Below are 23,427 nucleotides of genomic sequence, written 5' to 3'. Positions count from 1 at the left end.
TAACGGCTGGGCTCTTATCCTGTTAGGTATCTTGGGTTGGTAACGATACTTGAACTTGTTGAATGCGTCGTCGATCTGCTGCGGTTACTTTAAAAGTAAAGTTGCCAATCATCACCGATTCTCCAATTTCTGGAACATGGCCAAAGCTATGGGCAACTAAGCCACCAATAGTGTCATATTCATCATCGGCAAATTCAGTATGAAAATAATCGTTGAAATCCTCGATTGGGGTAAGTGCTTTCACCATGAAGCGCGAATTATTGATGCGGCGAATATCGCTACTCGAATCATCATCATCAGTTTCATCTTCAATTTCACCAACAATTTCTTCAAGAATATCTTCAATGGTTACTAAGCCAGAAACACCACCATATTCATCCACCACAATCGCCATATGATAGCGCTTAGAGCGAAACTCTTTTAGCAGTGCATCTACACGCTTGCTTTCTGGAACAATTACCGCAGGGCGCATTACTTGATCAAGAGAGAAGGGTTCATCAACTAGGTTAAAACCGAAGCTTAGCAAATCTTTGGCGAGTAAAATGCCTTCGATATGGTCTTTATTGTCACTCACAACTGGGTAACGTGAGTGCTGCGTTTGAATAACCGTTGGCAGAAACTCTTCTACGCTTTGGTTTTTATCAATGGTTACCATTTGCGAGCGCGGAATCATGATGTCGCGAACTTTCAATTCCGCCACATCGAGCACACCCTCAATCATTTCCTTTGTGTCTAAATCAATCAAGTCGCGGTACTCCGCGTCTTGAATCATATCTACCAGCTCTTCTCTGCTGGTTGGCTCACCGTTAAATGCCTGTAGTAACTTTTGTGCCCAGGTTCTTCGTGGTGAACCGTTCCCTGGGTGGGGTTTGTCATCGTTCATCGATGTTTACTCGCTCCTCGAGTGATTCGTTATAGAACCCTCAGGTTCATTAAATGCATGGTTGTTAGCATACGGGCTTGGAATCGAGAATTCAGCTAGTAATTTAATTTCTAGTGCTTCCATCTCTTCAGCTTCCGCGTCATCTATATGATCATAGCCCAATAAGTGTAATGTACCGTGTATTACTAAGTGCGCAAAATGATGTTCAAGCGAGATATTTGCTGCTTGCGCTTCACTTTGCATCACTTCGTTGCAGATCACAATATCACCTAATAAGGGAATATCGAGTTCTACACCTTCGGGAAGTTCATCAGCGAACGGAAACGAAAGTACATTAGTGGGCTTATCATTGCCACGGTAATCGCGATTCAATGTTTGCACTTCATTTGCATCGGTAATGCGAATGGTAAGTTCCGCTGTAGTTAAACCGCAGGCGGTTAATGCTGCGCTTGCCCACGCGGTAATTTGTGCTGCAGTGGGGATTTCGTTAGCTACACCTTGTTCAGCAAGCGTGTTTTGGATATCAACATGAAAATCCATGCTATTCATTATCCTCAGGTTCGGAGGTGGTATTTTTCGTTGGTGCTGCTGCGCGAGCAGCTCGGTGTTCCGCTGCGCGTTTAGCATCTTTCGCGGCATTATCGCTATCAAACTGTTCATATGCTACTACAACGCGCTGAACTACTGGGTGGCGTACCACATCTTTGGCATTGAAAAAGGTGAAGCTAATGCCTTCAATATCATTTAATACTTCAATCGCTTGGCGTAATCCAGATTTCGCCCCACGTGGTAAATCGATTTGCGTAATATCACCGGTAATTACCGCTTTCGAATTAAAGCCAATGCGAGTTAAGAACATTTTCATTTGTTCGGCAGTGGTATTCTGGCTTTCATCCAAAATAATAAAGGCATCATTCAACGTGCGGCCGCGCATGTAAGCAAGAGGTGCAATTTCAATCACGCTGCGCTCAATCAGTTTCTCTACTTTCTCAAAGCCCAGCATTTCAAATAGGGCATCGTAGAGAGGGCGTAAGTAGGGATCTACTTTCTGGGCTAGATCGCCGGGGAGAAAACCGAGCTTTTCACCCGCCTCTACAGCTGGGCGAGTTAACAGAATGCGGCGAATTTCTTGTCGTTCAAGTGCATCAACAGCAGCTGCAACGGCAAGGTAGGTTTTTCCGGTACCGGCCGGGCCGATACCAAAATTAATATCATGATTAAGAATAGCGCGCACATAGCCCTGCTGATTTTTATTCCGCGGTTTGATTAACCCGCGTTTAGTTTTAATCAGGGTCATGGGATCATCGTCGGGGCCTTCTTCTTGCTCAAGGGCCGAACTTTCTTGAATGGCAAGGTGCACTTGGTTGGGATCAATTGGCTTTTGTTTGCCTCGCACGGGCGCTGTTTCAATGTATAGGTTTTTAAGAATCTCTTCTGTAGCGCGCAGTGCCGCCGGCTCACCAATAATTCGGAAGTGATGATTATTTTGAATTACTTCAACACCCATACGCCGTTCAATATGGCGAATGTTGTCGTTAAATGGGCCGCACAAACCCGCTAAACGCTGGCTATCAGCAGGTTCAAGATAGAGATCAACAGTGGCTACTGATTTACTCAAAAATTCCTCTCAATCTAATTCATAAGTTCTAAAGTGATGAATACTTCATTTTGCTCATTAAAGATTTCAGCAGCGCCCAGATGCGGTATAAATCTGCCGCGCTGCTGTTATCAAACTGGCAAACTAAGCGTTATTTGCCGGTGCTACATGCCCCACACCAAGCTCATCTATCGTTTCTGCGTTGCGCGCTAATATTGCCTGCGGCGCTATTTCTACCCGTAAACCCATCTCATGTTCTTCCCGAATAAGGTCGCCACGTAGTGAGTTTGGTAACGCTTCTGTAATTAATACATCAACAAACTTACCAATCATATCGGGGCGGCCAGAGAAGTTTACAACCCGGTTATTCTCGGTACGGCCACTAAGCTCCATCGGGTTCTTCTTCGATGGCCCAATAACTAGAATACGCTGTTCGGTATTTAGCATTTGCCGCGCGTGCCGTTGGGCTTGCTGGTTAATGCGCTGTTGCAGCAGTTGCAAACGTTGCTTCTTGGTGTCTTCTGTTACGTCATCAGGTAAATCTGCTGCTGGCGTTCCCGGCCGTGCGCTGTAAATAAAACTGAAGCTCAAATCAAAATCAATGGCTTGAATTAAATCCATCGTAGCTTCGAAATCCGCATCTGTTTCACCAGGAAAACCAATAATAAAATCAGACGACATAGCCATATTTGGGCGTACTTTTTTCAGTTTGCGAATCTGTGATTTGTATTCGATTGCCGTGTGCGCGCGTTTCATTAACGCTAGTATCCGATCAGAACCACTTTGCACTGGTAAATGTAAATGATTTACCAATTCAGGAATGGTTTCGTAGGCGGCAATAATATCATCGGTAAACTCCACCGGGTGGGAGGTGGTGTAACGAATGCGATCAATACCATCAATAGCGGCAATCAAGTGCAATAACTCAGCAAAGGTACAAATATCGCCATCATGATACTCACCGCGGAAGGCATTTACGTTTTGGCCAAGTAAATTTACTTCTCGCACGCCTTGTTCAGCAAGTTGCGCAATCTCGTACAATACATCATCTACTGGGCGGCTTACTTCTTCACCGCGAGTATAGGGCACCACGCAGAATGTACAGTATTTGCTACAGCCTTCCATAATGGAAACAAAGGCGGTTGGGCCATCAGCCTTTGGATCTGGCAAGCGATCAAATTTTTCAATTTCAGGAAACGAAATATCAATCACCGAACCTTTACCGTCGCTAAGCTCTTTTAACATAGCGGGTAAGCGGTGTAGCGTTTGTGGGCCAAATACAAGATCCACGAAGGGAGCACGTTGGCGAATAGCAGCGCCTTCCTGAGAAGCTACGCAGCCGCCTACGCCAATCACTAAATCGGGCTTATCGTGCTTGAGTAATTTCCAGCGTCCGAGTTGATGGAACACCTTCTCTTGCGCTTTTTCGCGAATTGAACAAGTGTTCAACAGAATTAAATCTGCATCTTCGGCTTCAGCCGTTGGTTCGTACCCGAGGTGTGCATGAAGTAGATCAGCCATTTTCGCTGAATCATACTCGTTCATTTGACAACCCCAGGTTTTGATATAGACCTTTTTACTCATAACCTTGTCTTCATTCCACCGCATATTCGAAAGGGAACGTATTCTACCTTGTTCGCTATTCGTACGCTACCTTCTCTGGCTATTGCTGGTGATTTCAAGCTAGCATTTTCGTTGCGCTTAGCGTTATGGTTGCGGCGTAACGATTTGTGGTGCGCGATTCTGCCGAATAGCTAAATAACCCGCTGCAATAATTACTACCGAGCCAAGGAACATGTGCCAGGTAAATGCTTCGCCCCAAACTAGGTAACCAATTAAGCCCGCAAATAACACTGAACTATAGGTAAATACGCCTACTTGGGAAGGAGGCGCGATACTAAATGCGCGGGTCATGGTGAGTTGGCCAATTACGGCAAACAACCCCATTAGTGCAACGCCCAACCATAACGAAAGGCTGATAGATTGCCAGTTTAGTAACACTGGGATTGCCGTAACAATAGTTGCGAAGAACGAAAAATAGAACACGATCTTACTCGGTGATTCGGTACTCGCCATTTGCCGAATAATGGTTTTGGTAGACGCCGCCAAAATTGCCGCTAATACGGCCAGCAACATTACCGCAGGAAGATTGCCAGCGAATGGGTTAAGAAATATTAGAACACCAAAGAAACCAAAACCAATAACGAACCACAAGCGTAAAGAAATACGCTCTTTTAACCAAAAAAAGCTAATCAATGGAATAAAGAAGGGCGCCATTAGCAACACTAGTGTGGCTTTTGCTAAAGACACTTGGGAGATTACTAGGAAAAATAGGTACATTGCACCAACTCCCGCAATGCCACGCAGTATATGCAGTTTTAGCTGGCTGGTACGAAATGCGGTATGGCGCTTTTTAATCAGCCATGGAATTAAAATCAGAAATGCGAAGAAGTTACGAAAGAACACTAAATGAAAAAAGGGCACGTCTGGAGTGAGGTATTTAACCATTGCACTGGTGGCTGCGAAACACAATTCGGCGAACAGCAAGAGTGCCGATGCAACAATGAGTGGGTTCAGTGCAATTCTCCTTTCCTGCAGCCGCCTGCAAATAGGCGTTGAATAGGGCTAGTAAGAGCCGATAAAGCGCGATTATTTTATCATACGCGCACGGATGTGCATCGAGAATTATTGCGAATCGCGGTAAACTAATCTGCAGCAGTTTGCGCAACAGAGCAAAACAAGCAACGAGGGTATGCATGAATACACAGCCACACTCTAAAACAGCACAAGAAACATCAGCTACAGCGGTTGATGAGAGCTTGCCATGGGTAATAGTGGGCGGCGGCATGGTTGGTGCCAGTATGGCGCTGGCGTTAGCCGAGGCTGGCCGGCATGTTGTAGTGTTAGAACCCTTTCCGGAACAACGTTATGTGGCAAGTGAACCCTATGATTTACGTATTTCGGCGATTACGGCAGATAATATTGTCTTACTCAAGCAGCTTGGCATTTGGCAGGCGTTACGTGATTTGCGTGTGCAGGCGTTTCATCAACTAGCCGTTCGCGAGGGTAACAATGATTGGTTAATCTTCGGTGATTTAGTAAAACCGCCACTTGGCTATATGATTGAGAATAGGGCGCTGCAGCAAGTACTCACGAGCGCGCTGCAAGTTCATGAGAGGGTGCGCTATGTTACCGATGGCTTTGCGGCACTTGGCGCAGATCAACAAGTAATTACTCGCTCTGGTGAGGCAATTTCCTATCAATACGTGATAGCAGCCGATGGCCTACATTCACAAGTGCGCCGTGCGGCAGGTATTGGTACGGCTGGTGCAAGTTACCCAGAACGATGTTTGTTAGCCATAGTAGCAGTGGCGCAGCCGATCCCTGCAGCTACTTGGCAAACGTTTGCCGGTAGTGAAGTGCATGCATTGTTACCGTTAACCGAACAGCAAGCCTGTTTAATAGTTTACGCCGAACCCAGTGTGTTAAACACATGGCAACAATCTGATCTAGAGAAGGAATTACAAGCGCGCTTCACAGCTCAGATTGGCGAGTTTAGCCTACAAAATTCAGCCAGTTTCCCGTTACGTCATCAGCACGCGTTGCGCTATTTTTCTGAGCAGCGCAATGTTGTGTTAATTGGTGATGCCGCTCATGGCATTCATCCATTGGCAGGGCAAGGAGTGAATTTAGGTTTGCGCGATGTAGCGGGTATACGCAAAGTACTATTGGAGCGCTCGGATAGCGATCAGCAATTCTTAACTAGCTTGCTTAGAGCGTTAAAAAAACGCCAAGCGGAGAACCTATTGATGGGGCAAGGGCTCGATCTAGTATCGCGAGTTTTTCGTTCGCAACATCCAGTGTTGCAAGTGGGCCGCAAAGTTGGCTTTTCAGTGCTAGCCCGAACCCACCAGTTGCGCAATTGGATCGGTAAAATCGCTGGCGGTTATTAACCCGATCCAGTGATGCCTGCGCAGTTATTACAGCGATGCAGTTATAGTAGGAACATTTCGGAACAATCAGAAGAGTTTCTTTCGTAAGTACTGAATTGGTGCGGAGAGAGGGACTCGAACCCTCACATCCTTTCGGATACTAGCACCTGAAGCTAGCGCGTCTACCAATTCCGCCACCACCGCAATTCAATACTTACAGAAGAAATAGTGGCTGGGGTACCAGGATTCGAACCTGGGAATGGCGGGATCAAAACCCGCTGCCTTACCACTTGGCTATACCCCAACTGAATCTTACAGCGAACTAAAAAAACTGATTGGTGCGGAAGGAGAGACTCGAACTCTCACGCCTCGCGGCACTGGAACCTAAATCCAGCGTGTCTACCAATTCCACCACTCCCGCAGTTAATCAGTTTTTTGGTGGCTACGGCGGGATTCGAACCTGCGACCCCATCATTATGAGTGATGTGCTCTAACCAACTGAGCTACGTAGCCTTACCTTTTTGTTCAACACCGAGCTTGTTGGTGCGGCGCGTATTATGCGAATCCACCCGTGTTCAGTCAACACCTTTTCGGAAAAAAACTCATATTTCTGTGCTGATCGCTCAAAAAAGCACTGAACTGGTGAAAAGTGCAGCAAAATATCGCGCCAATCGAACCAAAACGTTCATCTATTATGTTGGTAGGTTGCTAGCCTACCATGGCAACTCTTCGCCATTACTATGCCAAAATGTGCCACTGTTTTGTAGATTAAGCTCTTCAATACGTTGGCGCAAACGTGTAGCGGCTTCTGCGGCGGTAATATCACCGGTATTGTTCACCATGTCGGTTTGTACATAGCCGGGATGTAACAATGCTACGGCAATACCTTCGTTCTGCAAATCACGAGCTAACGATACTCCAGCGGCGTTTAATGCCGCTTTCGACATGCGGTAGCCATAGTAACCGCCACTACCGTTATCATTCATAGAGCCCATTCGGCTGGTGATCATAATTACTTTTGCGTTGCTGTTTAGCTGTGTACGCATGCCCAACGTAAGTTGTAATGGTGCTAATGCATTTACCGTGAATTGTTGCAAAATATCCTTTGCTGGAGCGCTTTCGAGATTTTCACGAGTAAGGATGCCGGCATTATTTATCAGGATATCGATTTTTCTGCCGCCGAGCTCATTACGAAGTTTTTCTGCGGCTTCCGGATCAGTAACGTCGATTCCGGAAATAATGGTTACCTTACTGTCGATCAGCTCTTCACTCGCTTTCCGGCATGCCGCAAACACATGTGCGCCTTGTTCAGCGTATTGTTTTGCCAGTTGTAAGCCAATGCCGCGATTAGCGCCGGTAATGAGAACATTTATTTGGGTCATTGATGTAATCCTCCTTTGCTGAGTTCTAGAGGCGACAACAGTGCCTCTAATTCGGCTTGCGATAGATCGGTCATTTCTAACGCAACATCAATAATCGGCCGATTTTGCTGGTATGCAGCCTTAGCAATTGCTGCTGCATTGTTATAGCCAATTACTGGATTTAATGCGGTTACTAAAATGGGGTTACGATCTAACCCTTGATTTAGTTTTTCTGTATTCACTTGAAAATCAGCGATGCAGTTATTCGCCATAGTTTCCGCACTCTTCCACATTAATTCAATGCTTTGCAGTAGGTTATAAGCAATAACTGGTAGCATTACATTGAGTTGAAAACTACCGCTTTGCCCAGCTACTGTAATAGTGGTTTGGTTACCCATCACTTGCGCGCAGGCCATAGCTACAGCCTCAGGAATAACAGGGTTTACCTTGCCAGGCATGATACTCGAGCCAGGTTGTAGAGGCTGCAAAGTAATCTCACCTAAACCTGTTAGCGGCCCGCTATTCATCCAACGCAAATCATTAGCGATTTTCATCATGATAGTGGCCACAGAAACCATAATTCCTGAGGTGGCCACAGCAATATCTTGGCCAGCGATGCCAGCAAACTTGTTAGTGGCCGGAGTAAAGGGCTGCTCCGTGAATTTGCTCATTGATTCGCAAAAGCGTTCCGCAAACTGGGCATGTGCATTAATACCGGTGCCAATAGCAGTGCCGCCTTGGGGTAGCGCACGCAATTGTGGGAGTAAATCAGATAGACGTTGTTCAGCTTGCTCTAGTTGTGCACTCCAAGTGCGCAGCTCTTGGCCAAACGTAAGTGGCATCGCGTCCATTAAATGAGTGCGGCCCGTTTTCACCACATGGTCTAGTTCTGCAGCTCGTTGCTCAATTACGGTTCGCAAGCTTGCTATCGCAGGCAATAACTTACGGTGAATGCGCCTTGCTGCACTTAACTGAATTGCCGTAGGAATCACATCATTGCTACTTTGGCCTAGGTTTACGTCATCGTTAGGATGAATTTCCAAGCCACTATGGCGCGCTGCTAACGTGGCAAGTACTTCGTTTACGTTCATATTAGTACTGGTGCCGGAACCGGTTTGGAACACGTCTACAGGAAACTGGTTGCTCCAACGCCCTTCAAACACTTCTAGGGCAGCTTGCATAATGGCATCGGCTTTGTTGTTATCGAGCAAGCCTAACTCTGCATTTGCTTCTGCGGCGCAGTATTTAATGAGTGCTACGGCGCGTACAAAGGCAAAGGGAAGGGTGAGGCGGCTGATATTGAAATTGTTAACGGCGCGCTGGGTTTGTGCACCATACAGTGCGTCGCTGGGTACCTCGATATCACCCATACTATCGGTTTCAGTGCGAAATCTCTGTGCCATTGGTTAGCCTCCATGTTCAGCTGCTGACACTGCATTTGGCGGTAAAGCCAAAATCTATTCTTCTCAGTAATGTGCAAATACCTTAAGAATCAGTTGCAGTTCGGGTTAATTTTCATTTAGCTTAACACATGTTACTCGCACTCAGGCATTGAACGGTGGGGCGGGGAATGATAGGCAGTTAACGATGCGCCTATACGTTAAAGCGGAAATGAATAACATCGCCATCTTTCACAATGTATTCTTTCCCTTCTAAGCGCCACTTGCCTGCATCTTTCGCGCCTTGTTCGCCATTATTAGCAATAAAATCATCGAAACCAACGATCTCTGCACGAATAAAGCCTTTCTCGAAATCCGTGTGAATACGGCCAGCCGCTTGTGGAGCTGTAGAATTCTTTTTCACTGTCCACGCACGTACTTCTTTAACGCCAGCCGTGAAATAGGTATGCAAGTTAAGCAGCTCATAACCTGCGCGAATTACCCGGTTTAAGCCTGGTTCTTCAAGGCCCATTGAACTTAAGAATTCTTCTTTATCTTCGTCGTCTAGCTCAGCAATTTCGCTCTCAATTGCGGCACATACAGGCACCACAATAGCGTTTTCATTTTCTGCTAGCTTGTGCACCGCAGCAAGGTGCGGGTTATTTTCAAAGCCATCTTCTGCCACGTTACAAATGTACATAGTGGGCTTTAACGTAAGCAGGTTAAATGAACGAATGGTTTTGCGCTCATCATCGGTAAGCGCCACTGTTCTTGCCATATCACCTTCAGATAGGGCAGGTAATAATTTTTCTAGCACTTCCATTTCAGCTTTTGCTTGTTTATCGCCACCTTTAGCTTTTTTACCAAGGCGGTAAATGGCTTTCTCTACTGAATCGAGATCGGCAAGCGCTAATTCAGTGTTGATGGTATCCACGTCTTCAATCGGGTTTACTCGTCCGGCAACATGCACGATATTCTCATCATCAAAGCAGCGCACTACATGGCCAATCGCATCGGTTTCACGAATGTTCGCCAAGAATTGGTTGCCTAGGCCTTCGCCTTTTGAAGCACCTTTAACTAACCCAGCAATATCTACGAACTCCATCGTGGTTGGAATTACTTTTTGCGGCTTCACAATCGCAGCAAGCTGATTTAAACGGGTATCAGGAACTGAAACCACACCGGTGTTCGGTTCTATTGTGCAAAACGGAAAATTGGCGGCATCGATGCCAGCCTTCGTTAAAGCGTTAAATAGTGTTGATTTACCAACGTTGGGCAAGCCAACGATTCCGCATTTAAATCCCATGATCGGTATCCGCGTTTATTCAGGTTTAATTGAATGTAAGTATTGTTTGGCGGCTGTAAAGCCATCGTTCATTGCGATTTCAACTGCTTTTTGTGCAGCATGAATCGCGTCATCTATTAGGTTTTGCTCGTTACTCGGCGCTTTGCCAAGTACATAGCCGGTTACCTTCGAGCTATGGCCTGGATGGCCTATGCCAATTCGTAACCGGTGAAAATTTGTTTGATTCGCCAGTGCTCGGGCAATATCTTTCAAGCCATTATGGCCGCCATGGCCGCCACCTTGTTTAAACTTCGCTACGCCAGGTGGTAAATCAAGCTCATCATGAGCTACTAAAATTTGCTCTGGAGCAATTTTATAAAAAGTAGCTAAGGCACCAACAGCCTGGCCACTGCGATTCATGAACGTAGTGGGTATTAATAAACGGGTGTCGGAATATGGGTGGCTTAAGCGTGCAGTAAGCCCAAAGAATTTATTTTCAGGCGTTAGGGTAGTGTTGAACTGCCTTGCTATGGCTTCAACAAACCAGAACCCGGCATTGTGCCGGGTTGCTGTATATTCGGGGCCTGGATTTCCCAGGCCCACGATAAGCTTAATGTCTGCTGACATCAATATGATTCCGCAGAATTACTCTTTGTCTTCGTCGCCAGATTCTGCTTCTGGAGCTTCAGGAGCTTCAGGCGCATCATCAGAAACAGTTTCAGCTTTAGGCTTGCTCACTGTTACTAATACTGGGTCATGATCTTCGCCACGAGTTAACTCAATGAAAGTTACACCTTTAGGAGCAGTGATTTGGCTTAGGTGAATGTTGTCACCGATTTCTAGGCCAGACACATCAATTTCGATAAACTCTGGTAAATCTTTTGGTAAACAAGCGATTTCGACATCGTTCAGTTGGTGAACAACTACACCGCCAGCTTTCTTCACAGCTTCTTCGCCGAGGAAGTGAATTGGTAAGTTTGTGTGCAGTTCTTCTTTGGCGCTTACACGTTGGAAGTCTAAGTGAGTGATCTTAGGCTTGAACGGGTGACGCTGAAGATCTTTCAAAATTGCTTGGTGCTTTTTGCCATCAATGTGCAGCGTTAATATGTGGCTGTAAAAGCCTTCATGGTCTGCAGCGTTAATGATTTTGTCGTGATCTAACGTTAACGACACAGCTTCATCTTTCCCGCCGTATAAAATGGCTGGAACGCTTCCTTGACGACGTAGGCGGCGGCTCGCACCTTTACCCATATCGCTACGGATTTCAGCTTTGAATTCGTAATTTGGTTGGCTCATTTCGTTTCTCCGAAAATTAATGGGCTGTTTCCCGCGACCAGAAAACAGCAGAATCCCTGATTTCAGGGGCCGCGTATTCTACCATCGTTACAATAATAAAGGCAATGAACAAGCGACCAAAAGCAACAAAAAACGGGAGCCGAAGCTCCCGTTTTGTATTCAGCGAATGAGTTTTAATACTCAAACATGGCTGAAATAGATTCTTCGTTACTAACTCTGCGCAATGCTTCAGAGAGCATCCCGCTGAGGGTTAACTGGGTAACCATACCAAGCGATTTCATTTCATCTGATAATGGAATGGAATCAGTAACAATAACTTGATCGATAGCAGAGTTGCGGAGGTTTTCTGCAGCATTACCGGAGAAAATGGGGTGGGTAGCGTAAGCAAACACGCGTTTTGCGCCACTTTTCTTCAGAGCTTCAGCTGCTTTACATAACGTACCGCCGGTATCAATCATATCGTCTACCATAATACAATCACGGCCATTTACATCACCGATAATATGCATTACTTGTGATTCGTTTGCTTTCGGGCGGCGTTTATCAATGATAGCTAGGTCAGCATCATTCATTAACTTGGCCATGGCTCGAGCGCGCACTACACCACCGATATCTGGCGATACCATTACGGGTGAATCCCATTCTTGTTGCTTCATGTGCTCAAGCAAAACAGGGCTACCAAAAACGTTATCTACTGGCACATCAAAGAAACCTTGAATTTGCTCTGCGTGTAAATCAACCGTAAGAACACGGTCTACACCAACACTAGAGAGAAAGTCGGCAACTACTTTGGCGGTAATAGGTACTCGGGCGGAGCGTACACGGCGATCCTGACGAGCGTAGCCAAAATACGGCAGCACGGCAGTGATACGGCCAGCTGAAGCGCGGCGGAGCGCATCAACCATTACGATCAGTTCCATTAAGTTATCGTTAGTAGGAGCGCAGGTAGATTGGATAATGAAAACATCTGAACCACGTACGTTTTCGTTGATAATTACGCTGATTTCGCCGTCACTGAAGCGGCCAACGTCGGCATCTCCCAGCTTTACGTATAGGCGATCAGCGATCTTGCGGGCTAGCTCGGGTGTTGCATTGCCAGCAAAGAGCTTCATGTCAGGCACAGTTAACCTCGACCAGTTGATTTGTTGTTGTGAGCGGAATTTGACAAGAGTTTAGCACACCAACCGTCGCTTCAGGGGAGTTGTGTCAATGCTGCATGAAGCGGCGATTGATTCACTCCGGTTGCGACAAACCCCCGAAATTCTGCTGGTAGCATTCGCAAAGCTTTCTGTGCTTCTACTGTAGTAGTAAAACAACCAAAAACACAAGCTCCGGTCCCTGTCATTCTGGACGGAGCATATTTTAACAACCACTGCAGGGCGCTGGCAACCTGTGGATATAGTGAACAGACCAATTTCTCACAATCATTGTGGCCGCTTTGCCAGTTTTCTAAAGGTTTATGTAATGCCGTTGTGTTCCTCGGCAGAGCAGGGTGGGTAAAGATTTGCGCCGTACTAACGGCTACTTGTGGATGCACCACTAGGTAGTGTTTTTCGGCTGGGAAAGTTGTTGAAAATATTTCTCCAACGCCCTCTGCGAAGGTGGCTTTACCATGCACAAAAACCGGAACATCAGCGCCAAGCCTTAAACCAATGTTAGCGAGTTGCTGTTCACTTAGTTGCAAACCCCATAAATAATTCAAGCCCAACAGGGTGGTTGCAGCATTGGAAGAGCCGCCGCCTACGCCACCCCCCATAGGTAAGCGTTTATATAAGGTGAGATGAACACCGAGTTGTTTGTTACGCCGATATGGGAGGAGTAGCTCAGCCGCACGGTAAATAAGGTTTTCCTGCACAGGTGTGGTTTGCAATGCGGCGAGATCAGCCGCAGGTAATAATGATTTGTTGGTATTTTCGCTATCTACATGCTTGGCAGGTTCTGTACTAGCGGCTACTTCATCGTAAGGCTTAACTGATAAGCTGATGGTACCACTATTATTTTCTTGAAAAGCGATGGTATCGCTGAAATCTAGAAACTGAAATACGGTTTCAAGTTGATGGTAGCCATCCGAGCGTTGCCCTACAATGTGCAAATATAGATTTAGTTTTGCTGGTGCTGGCAGGGTAAATTGCGAAACAGGCATATTAATTCGCTTCTTTTAATTCTGGGCGCCACCGGTTAATACGAATGTTCACGCGAAATTCATCCCGGGTTGCTTCAATACGATGGGGTAGTAATAAATTACCAGCACCGGCGGTTACTAATCGATAATCACCAAATTGCAGTTGCCATAACTCATTGCCAAAATGTACTTGGCTAGCAAAGCCAGCTAGGTGCCATTGGCTTAAATCGGCGTGATACATGGCAATTGTGCCATTCGGATACCAACGTTGTTGGCGCACCGGCAAATCAGGTTGCACGCCAGTAATCGCTTGATTCAATAAGGTGAATGGAATCGCCATACCAGTATGTTGATACAGCAACCAGTTCAAATCGGTACTTGCAAAGCGATCTCCATCACGATTAATGAACGTACTTACCGTAACGGGGTTGCCGGTTGTTGCTGCAACAATTTCTTGCTCGATTCGCGCTAACGTGCCGCCGAGCTGATGGTAAAGGCGAAAATTTATCAATTCTTCCGCACGCTGCCAGTTAAAACGGGCCGCATCTCGGCTGTTGTCAATATCATTAAAGAAGGCAACGCTACCTTGAATCGAAAATCCTTGCACTTGCGCTAAGCTGGCTTGGTGTTGCTGTACTAATGCTGACGAAACTTGCCGTTCACTGAATGTATCGCCATCGATTGCAGGGCGGCTGGCACAGGCACTAATGAATATCATGCTGCAGAACACTAAGAGTATGCATTTTGTATGAGCTTTTAGATTAAGCATATGGGTCGCCATGCAGTTGAGTGGGCGCAGAAAATCGAGTTTACTGCCATGCTAGTTAATTGCGGCTGTTGGAATTAACAGCAAGTAACCTAACATTAGTTGAGCACAGATACGCCTTTGCTTTCAATAACTGTGCTTCTCGCATACAATATTGGCCAAAATTTTACATCATTCAACGCTATAGCGGGAACCTTAATTACCTCAATATGACAATTCTTGCGATCGGTATAAATCATAAAACTGCAACGGTAGATATTCGCGAACGTGTTGCGTTTCAGCCTGAGCAGATAGAGCTAGCGTTACAAGCGTTAGTTCAACAAGGTAGGGTGAGTGAAACAGTAATTGTTTCTACCTGCAATCGTACCGAATTGTATTGCCATGCAGAGAGTAATGAGCTTGAAGAGATCCTAGCTTGGCTTGCCGCGTTCCACCAAATTCCGCTTGCAGATTTAGCGCAATATGTTTACCGCCATGAAGATCAAAATGCAGTAGCGCATTTAATGGCGGTAGCATCAGGTTTAGATTCACTTGTTTTAGGTGAACCGCAAATTCTTGGCCAAGTGAAACAAGCATTTCAGCAGGCTCGCGATGCAGGCACTGTGGGTTCCGTGTTTGAACGCTTATTTCAATCTACTTTTGCGGCTGCGAAAGTAATTCGCACGGAAACTGAAGTGGGCCAGAATGCAGTATCTGTTGCTTATGCAGCGGTTAATTTAGCGCGCCATATTTTTGCTGATTTAAAAACCGCAAACGTATTATTGGTAGGCGCGGGTGAAACTGCGGAGCTAGCTGCAAGGCATTTAAAAGAGCAGGGCGTGAAGAACCTTCGCGTAGCCAACCGCACCGTAGCACGAGCGGAAGAACTTACGAAAATCGTAGGTGGGGAAGCCTATGCGCTTAGCTCTCTAGAAGCGTTATTGCCAGATTCCGATATTATTATTAGTTCTACAGCTAGCCCAGTGCCGGTAATTGGTAAGGGCTTAGTGGAAAGTGCGCTCAGGCAACGTAAACATCGGCCGATGTTATTGATTGATTTAGCCGTACCGCGCGATATCGAAAAGCAAGTAAGCGAGTTGGATGATGCGTTTCTATACACAGTGGATGATTTGCAATCGATTGTGAACAAGAACTTAGAACATCGGCAGCAGGCGGCAACTGAAGCGCACGATATTATTACGCAATATGCTGCTGAGTTCGGCGGTTGGATGGAAAGTTTAAACAGCGTAGATTTATTACGCCGTTATCGTGCTGGCGCGGCAACTATCGCCGAACAGCAAAAAGAACGAGCACTCGCAGCCATAGCGGCGGGGAAAAGCGCTGATCAGGTGATTCAAGAACTCACTCAGCGGCTAACCAATACTTTAATACATACGCCAACCCGTGCTATTCAAGATGCCGGGAAACGCAAAGATATTTCAGCTTTGGCGGCTTATCAGAAACTAATTAACGATACACCTCAGGAATAATCGATGCTTAAAGCCTCATTGGTGCACAAGCTGGAAAGTTTGTTAGAACGACACGAAGAACTTGAAGTGTTGCTTGGTGAAGCACACATCATTACGAACCAAGATAAATTTCGCTCGGTGTCGAAAGAATATGCGCAACTTGAAGATGCGGTAAAGTGTTTCCGCCATTATCAGCAGGCCTTAGAAGATTTAGAAACTGCACAAGAAATGCAGAAAGAATCGGATGCGGAAATTCGCGAGATGGCGCAAGAAGAAGTGGAGTTAGCGCAGGCTACACTCGCGGAACTTGCCGCGGAACTGCAAATTTTGTTGCTGCCCAAAGATCCTAACGATGATCGTGCGAGCTACCTAGAAATTCGTGCTGGCGCGGGTGGTGATGAGGCGGCTATTTTTGCTGGCGATTTGTTCCGTATGTATAGCCGTTATGCTGAACGTAATGGCTGGCGTATGAATGTGGTAAGCGCCAACGAAGGTGAGCATGGTGGCTTTAAAGAAATCATCGCCCATGTTATGGGCGATGGCGCCTATGGAAAATTAAAGTTTGAATCAGGTGGCCACCGTGTACAACGGGTGCCAGAAACCGAATCGCAAGGCCGTATTCACACTTCTGCTTGTACCGTTGCGGTATTACCGGAAATACCCGAGGCGGAAGCGATTGATATTAACCCCGCAGATTTACGTATTGATACTTATCGTGCTTCTGGGGCAGGTGGCCAGCACGTGAACAGAACGGATTCAGCGGTACGATTAACGCATCTTCCAACGGGTGTAGTGGTTGAGTGCCAGGAAGAACGCTCGCAGCACAAAAATAAAGCAAAAGCGATGTCGGTATTGCAATCGCGCTTGCAGGCAGCGGAAGACCAACGCCGTGCGGCTGAAGAAGCTAGCACACGCCGCAGCCTCGTAGGCAGTGGCGATCGTTCTGAGCGAATTCGTACTTATAACTATCCGCAAGGTCGGGTAACGGATCATCGCATTAACCTAACGTTGCACCGCTTGAATGAAGTGTTGGAAGGGAGTTTAGATCTACTTCTCGAGGCTATTATTCAAGAGCATCAAGCCGATCAGTTGGCGTCTTTATCTGAACAGGGCGAATGAGTTTACTTTCCATTGCAGCAACATTACAAAGTGCTATTGCAGAATTGCGCTCTGCAGATAGTGAAAGCCCGGAGCTGGATGCTCAGGTATTGCTGCGCCATGTTTTGCAGTGCGATCGAAGTTACTTTTTTACTTGGCCAGAGCGGAATGTTCCCGCTGCCGAAGCAGCGCAGTTTCGGGCGCTACTAGCGCAACGGGTACAAGGTTTGCCTATCGCGCACTTGATTGGCACCCGAGAATTTTGGTCGTTATCGTTGCAGGTAAATAACAGTACGCTCATTCCAAGGCCAGACACTGAAATTCTTGTAGAGCGAGCGTTACAGCTTAATTTGCCGGCCAAGGCTCGCGTTTTAGAGCTTGGCACCGGTACTGGCGCGATTGCTTTAGCCTTGGCAAGTGAGCGGCCCGATTGGCAGATTACCGCTGTTGACTATGTTGCTGAAGCGGTAGCGCTGGCACGCACAAATCAGCAGCAACTTAGCATCCCCAATGTAGCTATTTTGCAAAGCGATTGGTATAGCGAAGTAACGGCGCAACAGTTTGATTTAGTGATTAGCAACCCGCCCTACATTGATCCTGAAGATCCGCATTTACAGCAGGGCGATGTGCGCTTTGAGCCGCTGTCAGCCTTAGTGGCTGATAACCTCGGGCTAGCTGATATCGAGTATATTATCGCCCATGCAAAACCATACTTAGCGGCAAACGGTTGGGTATTATTAGAGCATGGCGCAGAACAAGCGGCTGCCGTACAGCGAATATTCGCAAAACATCGCTATAATGAAATACATACAGTGCAGGATTATGCTAATTTAAATCGAGTAACCGGCGCGAAAGCCTAAACAAATTTTGCTGTTGTGGCTTGGTAACATGAGTAATGTTGTTTATCTCATTCGCTATAGCTAGCAAAAGAAAGGATAACAGTAGCTATGACAGACCACTATTTATTTGCAGATGAACCTGTAATAGCCCAGGAAGGGCTAAATGAACGGTGGAAAATTTTAATTGTTGATGATGAACCGGAAGTTCATGCAGTTACGCGGTTAGCCCTCAGTGATTTTAAATTTCTAGGCCGTGGATTAGAGTTTTATAGTGCTGAATCGGGAGAGGAAGGCTGTAAATTGATGCGCGAGCACCCAGATGCAGCGATCATCCTTCTCGATGTGGTAATGGAAACAGATGATGCGGGGTTAAAAGTAGCTCGCTACATTCGCGAAGATCTCGATAATCACTTCACTCGCATTATTTTGCGCACCGGCCAACCAGGGCAAGCCCCAGAGCGCACGGTGATCATTAATTATGATATCAACGATTACAAATCGAAAACGGAATTAACCGCCCAGAAATTATTCACGGCAGTGATGTCTAGCTTGCGTTCGTATCGCGATATTATGTCGATTGAACATAGCCGCCGTGGGTTAGAGAAAATACTGCAATCATCGGCTGATTTGTTCTCTGAACAATCTATGGATACCTTTCTTGGTGGCATCGTACAGCAGCTTAGTTGGTTAATTGGTGGCGTGCGGCAGGTTTTGTATGCAGAAATCGATCCTGAGCGAAATGCGGAAGAATTCACGGTGCGCGCAGCGTTTGGCGATGAGGCCGATAATTTATTTGGCCGCCCTGTAAAAGCAGCATTACCTATCGAAGCATTACGCGAGCTAAAATCCGTAGTGGCTACAGGCAATGGCTTTTATAGCGATACTACAGCACTGATATTTTGCCCGAGCCATACTCGCACAACCGGTGGCTTATTATGCTTAACTGGTATTGCGCGGCCATTATCTGATGCCGAGCGTGATTTGTTGCGGCTATTTTCAGAGCAAGTGCAGGTAGCACTCAGCAATGTGCTACGAGAGCACGATTGCCAGCAGTTTGTTGGTGAGCTGGTAGAACGAGTGTTAAACCTTGAACATCATCAGCTGCTCGAGGAAGGCAAGGCGCGGCATCCTGCGGGCCGTGCAGCGCTGATTTTAGCAGACGCGTTAGCGGTAGATGGTAAAGAACAAAGGCAATTGGCGTTAGCGGCTACCTTAATGGCGATTATCGGGCGTGTTGCTGAGCCTAGGTTGGCAACAGATAGCAATGCAGCGCGAGTTTATCACCAGCGGTTGATGCGTTTAACACATGGCTTAAAGAACCGCGATAACTATGCAGGTGTGATTCCGCTATTACAAGCGGCCTGCGCCGCGCGCTACGAGCGTTATGATGGTGCGGGTATTCCTGGAGAAGTAGCAGCGGAACAACTACCGATAGCGCAACAAATCCTTGCATTGCTAGCAATCGTGTATGCAGAGCTTGCAGGAGGTAAACAACCGGCAGCAACGTTGAAGCAGTTATCAGCGGAACCAGAAGGGCGTTTTTCCCCACAATTAATGGATGCATTACGCAATCATTTGGCAACCGTGTTGGCAACTTTGGAAAATGCGTAAATTCGCCTGTTGCTGATAGTTTAGCTAGTTTTAGAATTGAAGTGAGATGATCATGGTAAAGCAACTGAGTATAGATTCAGTATCAGTAGCCGGAATTGAAGTAGGTAATAAGCTGCCGTTCGTGTTATTTGGTGGCATGAATGTTTTGGAAAGCCGCGATTTGGCAATGCGTGTGGCGGAGCGATACGTAGAAGTAACCCAACGCTTAAATATACCTTATGTATTTAAAGCATCTTTTGATAAAGCTAATCGCTCATCCATTAACTCGTTCCGCGGCCCAGGGCTTGATAAAGGCCTAGAGATTTTGGCCGAAGTGAAGCAGCAGTTTAACGTGCCAATTATTAGTGATGTGCACGAACCTTATCAAGCGGCACCAGCTGCTGAGGTAATAGATGTATTGCAGTTACCTGCGTTTTTGGCACGGCAAACGGATCTGGTAGTGGCAATGGCTAAAACCGGGGCGGTAATTAACGTGAAGAAACCTCAGTTTTTAGCGCCTCATGAAATGCGCCATATTATGAACAAATTTGCTGAAGCCGGTAATGAGAAGATCATGCTGTGTGAACGCGGTAGTTCATTTGGCTATAACAATCTTGTAGTGGATATGCTGGGCATGGATGACATGAAGAGTATGGCGCCAGTTATATTTGATGCTACTCATGCGTTGCAGCGCCCAGGCGGGCGAACTGATTCTGCTGATGGCCGCCGCGCACAAGTTGCGCAACTCTCGCGTTCTGGCATGGCATTAGGGATAGCTGGCTTGTTCTTGGAAGCGCATCCGAACCCCAATGAAGCTTTGTGCGATGGCCCTTGTGCATTACCGTTAGATAAGCTGGAAGGGTACTTGCAGCAAATGAAAGCGGTAGATGAACTAGTGAAATCATTTCCCGCACTTGATACTTCCGCGAGCCACCTGTAACAAAAGCGGCCGTATTAACGAAGGGGCATTAGTTATGGCGAAAGCCTTGCGTACCAAAGATAAAATTATCATTGCTGCTGAGAAGCTTTTTTCAGAGCATGGCTTTGAGCAAACATCACTGCGGCAAATAACGAGTGAAGCAGAGGTTAATTTAGCCTCTGTGAACTACCACTTCGGCTCTAAAAAAGCACTTATTCAGGCCGTTATGGCGCGTTATCAAAGTGTGTTTATGCCAGCTCTTGCCGAGCAGTTGCACCAGTTGCAAAACTCTGGCGCTGCTCAGGTTCGCACTGAAGATGTATTAGCCTGTGTAATGCCTCCATTAATTGCTTTGCGCCAAGTTCGCGCCGATGGGCCGGTAATTTATTTACGTTTGCTAGGCTATGCTTACAGCGAAATTCAAGGGCACTTGCGCAAGTTCACCATGGCCAATTATGGTGAAATCATGCACGAGTTCTTTCAAATGATTCAACAAGCAAACCCTTCGGTTTGTCCAAATACGTTGTTTTGGCGGTTACACTTTAGCCTAGGCGCCATGTTATTTGCGCAAACATCAGGGCAAGCATTGCGGGAAATAGCCGCCGCCGATTTTGGCGAAGAAACACAAGCCGAAGAAAGTTTACTGAAACTGTTACCGTTCGTTGCTGCAGGGATATCGGCAGCAGAGCTAGAAGCATAGTTAAACATTTGCACTAAAATTAGCGTATATAGGTTTATGTGTTGCGGGCACTTAAGGAGTAAGCAATGTCCATTCTATTAATTTTACTGATTATCATCGCGATTGTATTGGGGGTTCCCGATATTCGCCGTAAGCTGATTTCCCAGCCGGTGTTTCGTGTATTTAAACGCATTTTACCCCCGCTATCCAACACTGAACGAGAAGCGATGGAAGCGGGCGATGTGTGGTGGGATGGGGAGTTATTCTCAGGCCAGCCCGATTGGTTCAAGCTGCTTGGCACAAAGCCACCGGCTTTTAGTGCCGAAGAACAAGCATTTATCGATGGCCCGTTAGAAGAACTATTAGGTGCTCTTGATGATTTCGATATCAACGTACAGCGCCGCGATTTGCCGCCTGAAGTGTGGGCTTTGATTAAAAAGCATCGTTTTTTCGCCATGATCATCGGCAAAGAATATGGTGGTTTAGATTTTTCTGCTGCCGCAAACTCTCACATTGTTTCCCGCATTGCCACGCGCTCACTAAGTGCGGCGGTTACCATTATGGTGCCGAATTCACTAGGCCCGGGTGAACTGTTAACTCACTACGGCACCATGGAGCAAAAGCAACGTTGGTTACCTGCGCTGGCGAAAGGTGATGAAATTCCCTGTTTTGCGCTTACCGGGCCAGAAGCTGGCTCAGATGCAGGTGGCATTCCAGACACTGGTATTGTGTGCAAGGGCACCTTTAACGGTGAAGAAGTGGTAGGTATTCGCGTGAGCTGGAGCAAGCGCTATATCACTCTAGCACCGGTAGCAACGGTGCTTGGCTTGGCATTCAAGTTATATGATCCGGAGCAGTTACTGGGTGATAAAGAAGATATTGGTATTACCTGCGCACTCATTCCAACTAGCCATGAAGGCGTTAAAATTGGTGATCGCCACTACCCACTTCATACGGCCTTTATGAATGGTACTACCTATGGTGAGGATGTATTTATTCCCATGGATTGGGTGATTGGTGGGGTGCAGTATGCGGGCAAAGGCTGGCGCATGCTGGTGGAGTGTTTATCTGCCGGCCGTGGCATTTCACTGCCAGCCCTCGCCACAGCTACGGGCCATAATTGCCAGCGCTTTACCGGTGCCTATGCATTTGTTCGGCAACAATTTGGCTTATCGATTGGTAAGTTCGAGGGTGTACAAGAAGCAATGGGCAGAATTGGTGGCCTAAACTACAGCGTTGAATCGATGCGCCGCCTCACTATTACTGCCCTATGTGAGGGGTATAGCCCTTCAGTGATTACCGCCATGAGTAAATACCACATGACCGAAATGGGCCGTGTGATCATGAATGATGCCTTCGATATTCATGCGGGCAAAGCGATTCAGATGGGGCCACTTAACTATTTGGCCGCGGGATATATGGGAACCCCCATTTCGATTACCGTTGAAGGCGCAAATATTCTTACCCGCAACCTAATGATTTTCGGCCAAGGTGCTACACGTTGCCACCCGTATGTATTGGCGGAAATGGAAGCTGCAGCAAATACCGATGAAGAAGCAGGGCTGCGCGCTTTTGATCATCTGCTTATTCGGCATATTGGTTTCGCTGCCGGCAATACCTTGAGTGCCTTGTGGCATGGCCTTACCGGTGCTCGCTTTGCCAATGCGCCAGTAAGTGGTGAAACGCTGAAGTATTATCAGCAGCTTTCACGAATGAGCCGCGGGCTGGCGCTCTGTGCTGATGTTTCTATGCTAACAATGGGCGGCGAGTTAAAGCGTAAAGAAATGATTTCAGCGCGCTTAGGCGATGTACTCAGCCATCTTTATATGGCGTCTGCAGTGTTGAAGCGCTTTGAAGATGATGGCCGGCAGGTGGCTGATTTACCATTTGTACATTATTGCTTGGCCTATCACCTGCATGCAATTGGCGTAGCCTTTGCTGGCTTCTTCCAAAACTTCCCGAAACGTTGGTTGGGCCGATTGTTAAAGCGGGTTGTATTCCCATTTGGTACTCATTATCAAAAACCCAATGATATCTACGCCCAAGCGATTGCAGAGGCCATGATGGAACCTGGTGTTACTCGTGAACGGCATACATTCTTGAGCTATTGGCGCGATGATGCCGAAGATGTAACTGGCCATATGGAACTAGCGTTCTTGAAGTTGCATGGTATGCAAGGTCTGTACAAGAAGCTGAAGAAAGCTCAGAAAGCTGGTGAGTTAAGCGATAACCT

The 23,427-nt window shown here is 46.7% G+C and carries 21 protein-coding genes and 4 tRNA genes; 8 read left to right on the top strand and 17 right to left on the bottom strand.

Going from position 1 to position 23,427, the window contains the following annotated elements; genetic code table 11:
- Positions 1 to 22: 22 nt before the first annotated feature.
- The 5 genes from corC to ACNA7P_RS06980 all read right to left on the bottom strand — a co-directional run bounded on the left by corC (position 23) and on the right by ACNA7P_RS06980 (position 5,027).
- Positions 23 to 883 carry a CNNM family magnesium/cobalt transport protein CorC gene (gene corC / locus ACNA7P_RS07000; protein ID WP_416257907.1) on the bottom strand — a complete coding sequence of 287 codons (861 nt, stop codon included), beginning with the start codon at positions 881 to 883 and terminating at the stop codon, positions 23 to 25.
- 6 nt (positions 884 to 889) lie between these two features.
- Entirely contained in the window at positions 890 to 1,423 is a 534-nt protein-coding gene (gene ybeY / locus ACNA7P_RS06995; protein ID WP_416257906.1) for an rRNA maturation RNase YbeY, read from the bottom strand.
- Between the two features lies 1 nt (position 1,424).
- Positions 1,425 to 2,501: a PhoH family protein gene (locus ACNA7P_RS06990; RefSeq protein WP_416257905.1), complete on the bottom strand. Its 1,077-nt coding sequence runs from the start codon at positions 2,499 to 2,501 to the stop codon at positions 1,425 to 1,427.
- A 123-nt stretch (positions 2,502 to 2,624) separates the two neighbouring features.
- Positions 2,625 to 4,064, bottom strand: coding sequence for a tRNA (N6-isopentenyl adenosine(37)-C2)-methylthiotransferase MiaB (gene miaB, locus ACNA7P_RS06985; RefSeq protein WP_416257904.1), 1,440 nt, complete (start codon positions 4,062 to 4,064; stop codon positions 2,625 to 2,627).
- Positions 4,065 to 4,187: 123 nt separating this feature from the next.
- Positions 4,188 to 5,027: a DMT family transporter gene (locus ACNA7P_RS06980; RefSeq protein ID WP_416257903.1), complete on the bottom strand. Its 840-nt coding sequence runs from the start codon at positions 5,025 to 5,027 to the stop codon at positions 4,188 to 4,190.
- 209 nt (positions 5,028 to 5,236) lie between these two features.
- Between ACNA7P_RS06980 and ACNA7P_RS06975 the strand changes: the two genes are divergently transcribed.
- The gene (locus ACNA7P_RS06975) at positions 5,237 to 6,433 is read left to right on the top strand and encodes an FAD-dependent oxidoreductase (protein WP_416257902.1); all 1,197 of its coding nucleotides are present in this window, start codon (positions 5,237 to 5,239) and stop codon (positions 6,431 to 6,433) included.
- 96 nt (positions 6,434 to 6,529) lie between these two features.
- Here the strand turns inward: ACNA7P_RS06975 and ACNA7P_RS06970 are convergent.
- The 12 genes from ACNA7P_RS06970 to ACNA7P_RS06915 all read right to left on the bottom strand — a co-directional run bounded on the left by ACNA7P_RS06970 (position 6,530) and on the right by ACNA7P_RS06915 (position 14,573).
- Positions 6,530 to 6,616, bottom strand: a tRNA-Leu gene (locus tag ACNA7P_RS06970).
- 25 nt (positions 6,617 to 6,641) lie between these two features.
- A tRNA-Gln gene (locus ACNA7P_RS06965) sits at positions 6,642 to 6,716 on the bottom strand.
- A 32-nt stretch (positions 6,717 to 6,748) separates the two neighbouring features.
- A tRNA-Leu gene (locus ACNA7P_RS06960) sits at positions 6,749 to 6,833 on the bottom strand.
- Between the two features lie 15 nt (positions 6,834 to 6,848).
- Positions 6,849 to 6,925: transfer RNA gene (locus ACNA7P_RS06955), tRNA-Met, on the bottom strand.
- 200 nt (positions 6,926 to 7,125) lie between these two features.
- Entirely contained in the window at positions 7,126 to 7,794 is a 669-nt protein-coding gene (locus ACNA7P_RS06950; RefSeq protein WP_416257901.1) for an SDR family oxidoreductase, read from the bottom strand.
- Positions 7,791 to 9,176, bottom strand: coding sequence for a class II fumarate hydratase (locus ACNA7P_RS06945; RefSeq protein WP_416257900.1), 1,386 nt, complete (start codon positions 9,174 to 9,176; stop codon positions 7,791 to 7,793). The genes ACNA7P_RS06950 and ACNA7P_RS06945 overlap by 4 nt, the downstream gene beginning before the upstream one ends.
- A 190-nt stretch (positions 9,177 to 9,366) precedes the next feature.
- Positions 9,367 to 10,458: a redox-regulated ATPase YchF gene (gene ychF, locus ACNA7P_RS06940; RefSeq protein ID WP_416257899.1), complete on the bottom strand. Its 1,092-nt coding sequence runs from the start codon at positions 10,456 to 10,458 to the stop codon at positions 9,367 to 9,369.
- Between the two features lie 15 nt (positions 10,459 to 10,473).
- Positions 10,474 to 11,064: an aminoacyl-tRNA hydrolase gene (pth, locus tag ACNA7P_RS06935; protein ID WP_416257898.1), complete on the bottom strand. Its 591-nt coding sequence runs from the start codon at positions 11,062 to 11,064 to the stop codon at positions 10,474 to 10,476.
- A gap of 18 nt (positions 11,065 to 11,082) precedes the next feature.
- A complete protein-coding gene (locus ACNA7P_RS06930; RefSeq protein ID WP_416257897.1) occupies positions 11,083 to 11,733 on the bottom strand; it encodes a 50S ribosomal protein L25/general stress protein Ctc in 651 nt (216 codons plus the stop codon).
- 173 nt (positions 11,734 to 11,906) lie between these two features.
- A complete protein-coding gene (locus tag ACNA7P_RS06925) occupies positions 11,907 to 12,854 on the bottom strand; it encodes a ribose-phosphate pyrophosphokinase (protein ID WP_416257896.1) in 948 nt (315 codons plus the stop codon).
- Between the two features lie 71 nt (positions 12,855 to 12,925).
- Complete coding sequence (gene ispE / locus ACNA7P_RS06920; RefSeq protein ID WP_416257895.1) at positions 12,926 to 13,876, bottom strand: 4-(cytidine 5'-diphospho)-2-C-methyl-D-erythritol kinase; 951 nt, start codon at positions 13,874 to 13,876, stop codon at positions 12,926 to 12,928.
- A 1-nt stretch (position 13,877) separates the two neighbouring features.
- Entirely contained in the window at positions 13,878 to 14,573 is a 696-nt protein-coding gene (locus tag ACNA7P_RS06915) for a lipoprotein insertase outer membrane protein LolB (RefSeq protein ID WP_416257894.1), read from the bottom strand.
- 257 nt (positions 14,574 to 14,830) lie between these two features.
- Here ACNA7P_RS06915 and hemA point away from each other — a divergent pair, with 257 nt between their 5' ends.
- The 7 genes from hemA to ACNA7P_RS06880 form a co-directional block, all read left to right on the top strand.
- Positions 14,831 to 16,090, top strand: a complete 1,260-nt coding sequence (gene hemA, locus ACNA7P_RS06910; protein WP_416257893.1) for a glutamyl-tRNA reductase — start codon at positions 14,831 to 14,833, stop codon at positions 16,088 to 16,090.
- A gap of 3 nt (positions 16,091 to 16,093) precedes the next feature.
- A complete protein-coding gene (gene prfA / locus ACNA7P_RS06905) occupies positions 16,094 to 17,188 on the top strand; it encodes a peptide chain release factor 1 (RefSeq protein WP_416257892.1) in 1,095 nt (364 codons plus the stop codon).
- Complete coding sequence (gene prmC / locus ACNA7P_RS06900; RefSeq protein ID WP_416257891.1) at positions 17,185 to 18,027, top strand: peptide chain release factor N(5)-glutamine methyltransferase; 843 nt, start codon at positions 17,185 to 17,187, stop codon at positions 18,025 to 18,027. Before prfA ends, prmC begins: the two co-directional genes overlap by 4 nt.
- 87 nt (positions 18,028 to 18,114) lie before the next feature.
- Positions 18,115 to 19,617 (top strand): DUF3369 domain-containing protein, encoded by a 1,503-nt coding sequence (locus ACNA7P_RS06895; RefSeq protein WP_416257890.1) that lies wholly within the window; start codon positions 18,115 to 18,117, stop codon positions 19,615 to 19,617.
- Between the two features lie 52 nt (positions 19,618 to 19,669).
- Positions 19,670 to 20,536 carry a 3-deoxy-8-phosphooctulonate synthase gene (gene kdsA, locus ACNA7P_RS06890; RefSeq protein WP_416257889.1) on the top strand — a complete coding sequence of 289 codons (867 nt, stop codon included), beginning with the start codon at positions 19,670 to 19,672 and terminating at the stop codon, positions 20,534 to 20,536.
- 34 nt (positions 20,537 to 20,570) lie between these two features.
- Complete coding sequence (locus tag ACNA7P_RS06885) at positions 20,571 to 21,215, top strand: TetR/AcrR family transcriptional regulator (RefSeq protein WP_416257888.1); 645 nt, start codon at positions 20,571 to 20,573, stop codon at positions 21,213 to 21,215.
- Between the two features lie 65 nt (positions 21,216 to 21,280).
- A partial coding sequence (locus ACNA7P_RS06880) for an acyl-CoA dehydrogenase (RefSeq protein WP_416257887.1) occupies positions 21,281 to 23,427 on the top strand: 2,147 nt, incomplete at its 3' end.

The sequence above is a fragment of the Aliidiomarina sp. genome (assembly GCF_047920995.1).
GTDB lineage: Bacteria > Pseudomonadota > Gammaproteobacteria > Enterobacterales > Alteromonadaceae > Aliidiomarina.
The sequence above is the reverse complement of the archived record's forward strand: the minus strand, read 5'-3'. Positions and strand labels throughout refer to the sequence as shown.

Excerpts from the sequence above, each read along its gene's own strand:
- ybeY (WP_416257906.1), bottom strand. The coding sequence starts at position 1,423 with ATGGATTTTCATGTTGATATCCAAAACACGCTTGCTGAACAAGGTGTA.
- corC (WP_416257907.1), bottom strand. The coding sequence starts at position 883 with ATGAACGATGACAAACCCCACCCAGGGAACGGTTCACCACGAAGAACC.
- ispE (WP_416257895.1), bottom strand. The coding sequence starts at position 13,876 with ATGCCTGTTTCGCAATTTACCCTGCCAGCACCAGCAAAACTAAATCTA.
- hemA (WP_416257893.1), top strand. The coding sequence starts at position 14,831 with ATGACAATTCTTGCGATCGGTATAAATCATAAAACTGCAACGGTAGAT.
- kdsA (WP_416257889.1), top strand. The coding sequence starts at position 19,670 with ATGGTAAAGCAACTGAGTATAGATTCAGTATCAGTAGCCGGAATTGAA.
- ACNA7P_RS06930 (WP_416257897.1), bottom strand. The coding sequence starts at position 11,733 with ATGAGCCAACCAAATTACGAATTCAAAGCTGAAATCCGTAGCGATATG.
- ACNA7P_RS06885 (WP_416257888.1), top strand. The coding sequence starts at position 20,571 with ATGGCGAAAGCCTTGCGTACCAAAGATAAAATTATCATTGCTGCTGAG.
- ychF (WP_416257899.1), bottom strand. The coding sequence starts at position 10,458 with ATGGGATTTAAATGCGGAATCGTTGGCTTGCCCAACGTTGGTAAATCA.
- ACNA7P_RS06950 (WP_416257901.1), bottom strand. The coding sequence starts at position 7,794 with ATGACCCAAATAAATGTTCTCATTACCGGCGCTAATCGCGGCATTGGC.
- miaB (WP_416257904.1), bottom strand. The coding sequence starts at position 4,064 with ATGAGTAAAAAGGTCTATATCAAAACCTGGGGTTGTCAAATGAACGAG.
- ACNA7P_RS06975 (WP_416257902.1), top strand. The coding sequence starts at position 5,237 with ATGAATACACAGCCACACTCTAAAACAGCACAAGAAACATCAGCTACA.
- ACNA7P_RS06895 (WP_416257890.1), top strand. The coding sequence starts at position 18,115 with ATGACAGACCACTATTTATTTGCAGATGAACCTGTAATAGCCCAGGAA.
- prfA (WP_416257892.1), top strand. The coding sequence starts at position 16,094 with ATGCTTAAAGCCTCATTGGTGCACAAGCTGGAAAGTTTGTTAGAACGA.
- ACNA7P_RS06915 (WP_416257894.1), bottom strand. The coding sequence starts at position 14,573 with ATGATATTCATTAGTGCCTGTGCCAGCCGCCCTGCAATCGATGGCGAT.
- pth (WP_416257898.1), bottom strand. The coding sequence starts at position 11,064 with ATGTCAGCAGACATTAAGCTTATCGTGGGCCTGGGAAATCCAGGCCCC.
- ACNA7P_RS06945 (WP_416257900.1), bottom strand. The coding sequence starts at position 9,176 with ATGGCACAGAGATTTCGCACTGAAACCGATAGTATGGGTGATATCGAG.
- prmC (WP_416257891.1), top strand. The coding sequence starts at position 17,185 with ATGAGTTTACTTTCCATTGCAGCAACATTACAAAGTGCTATTGCAGAA.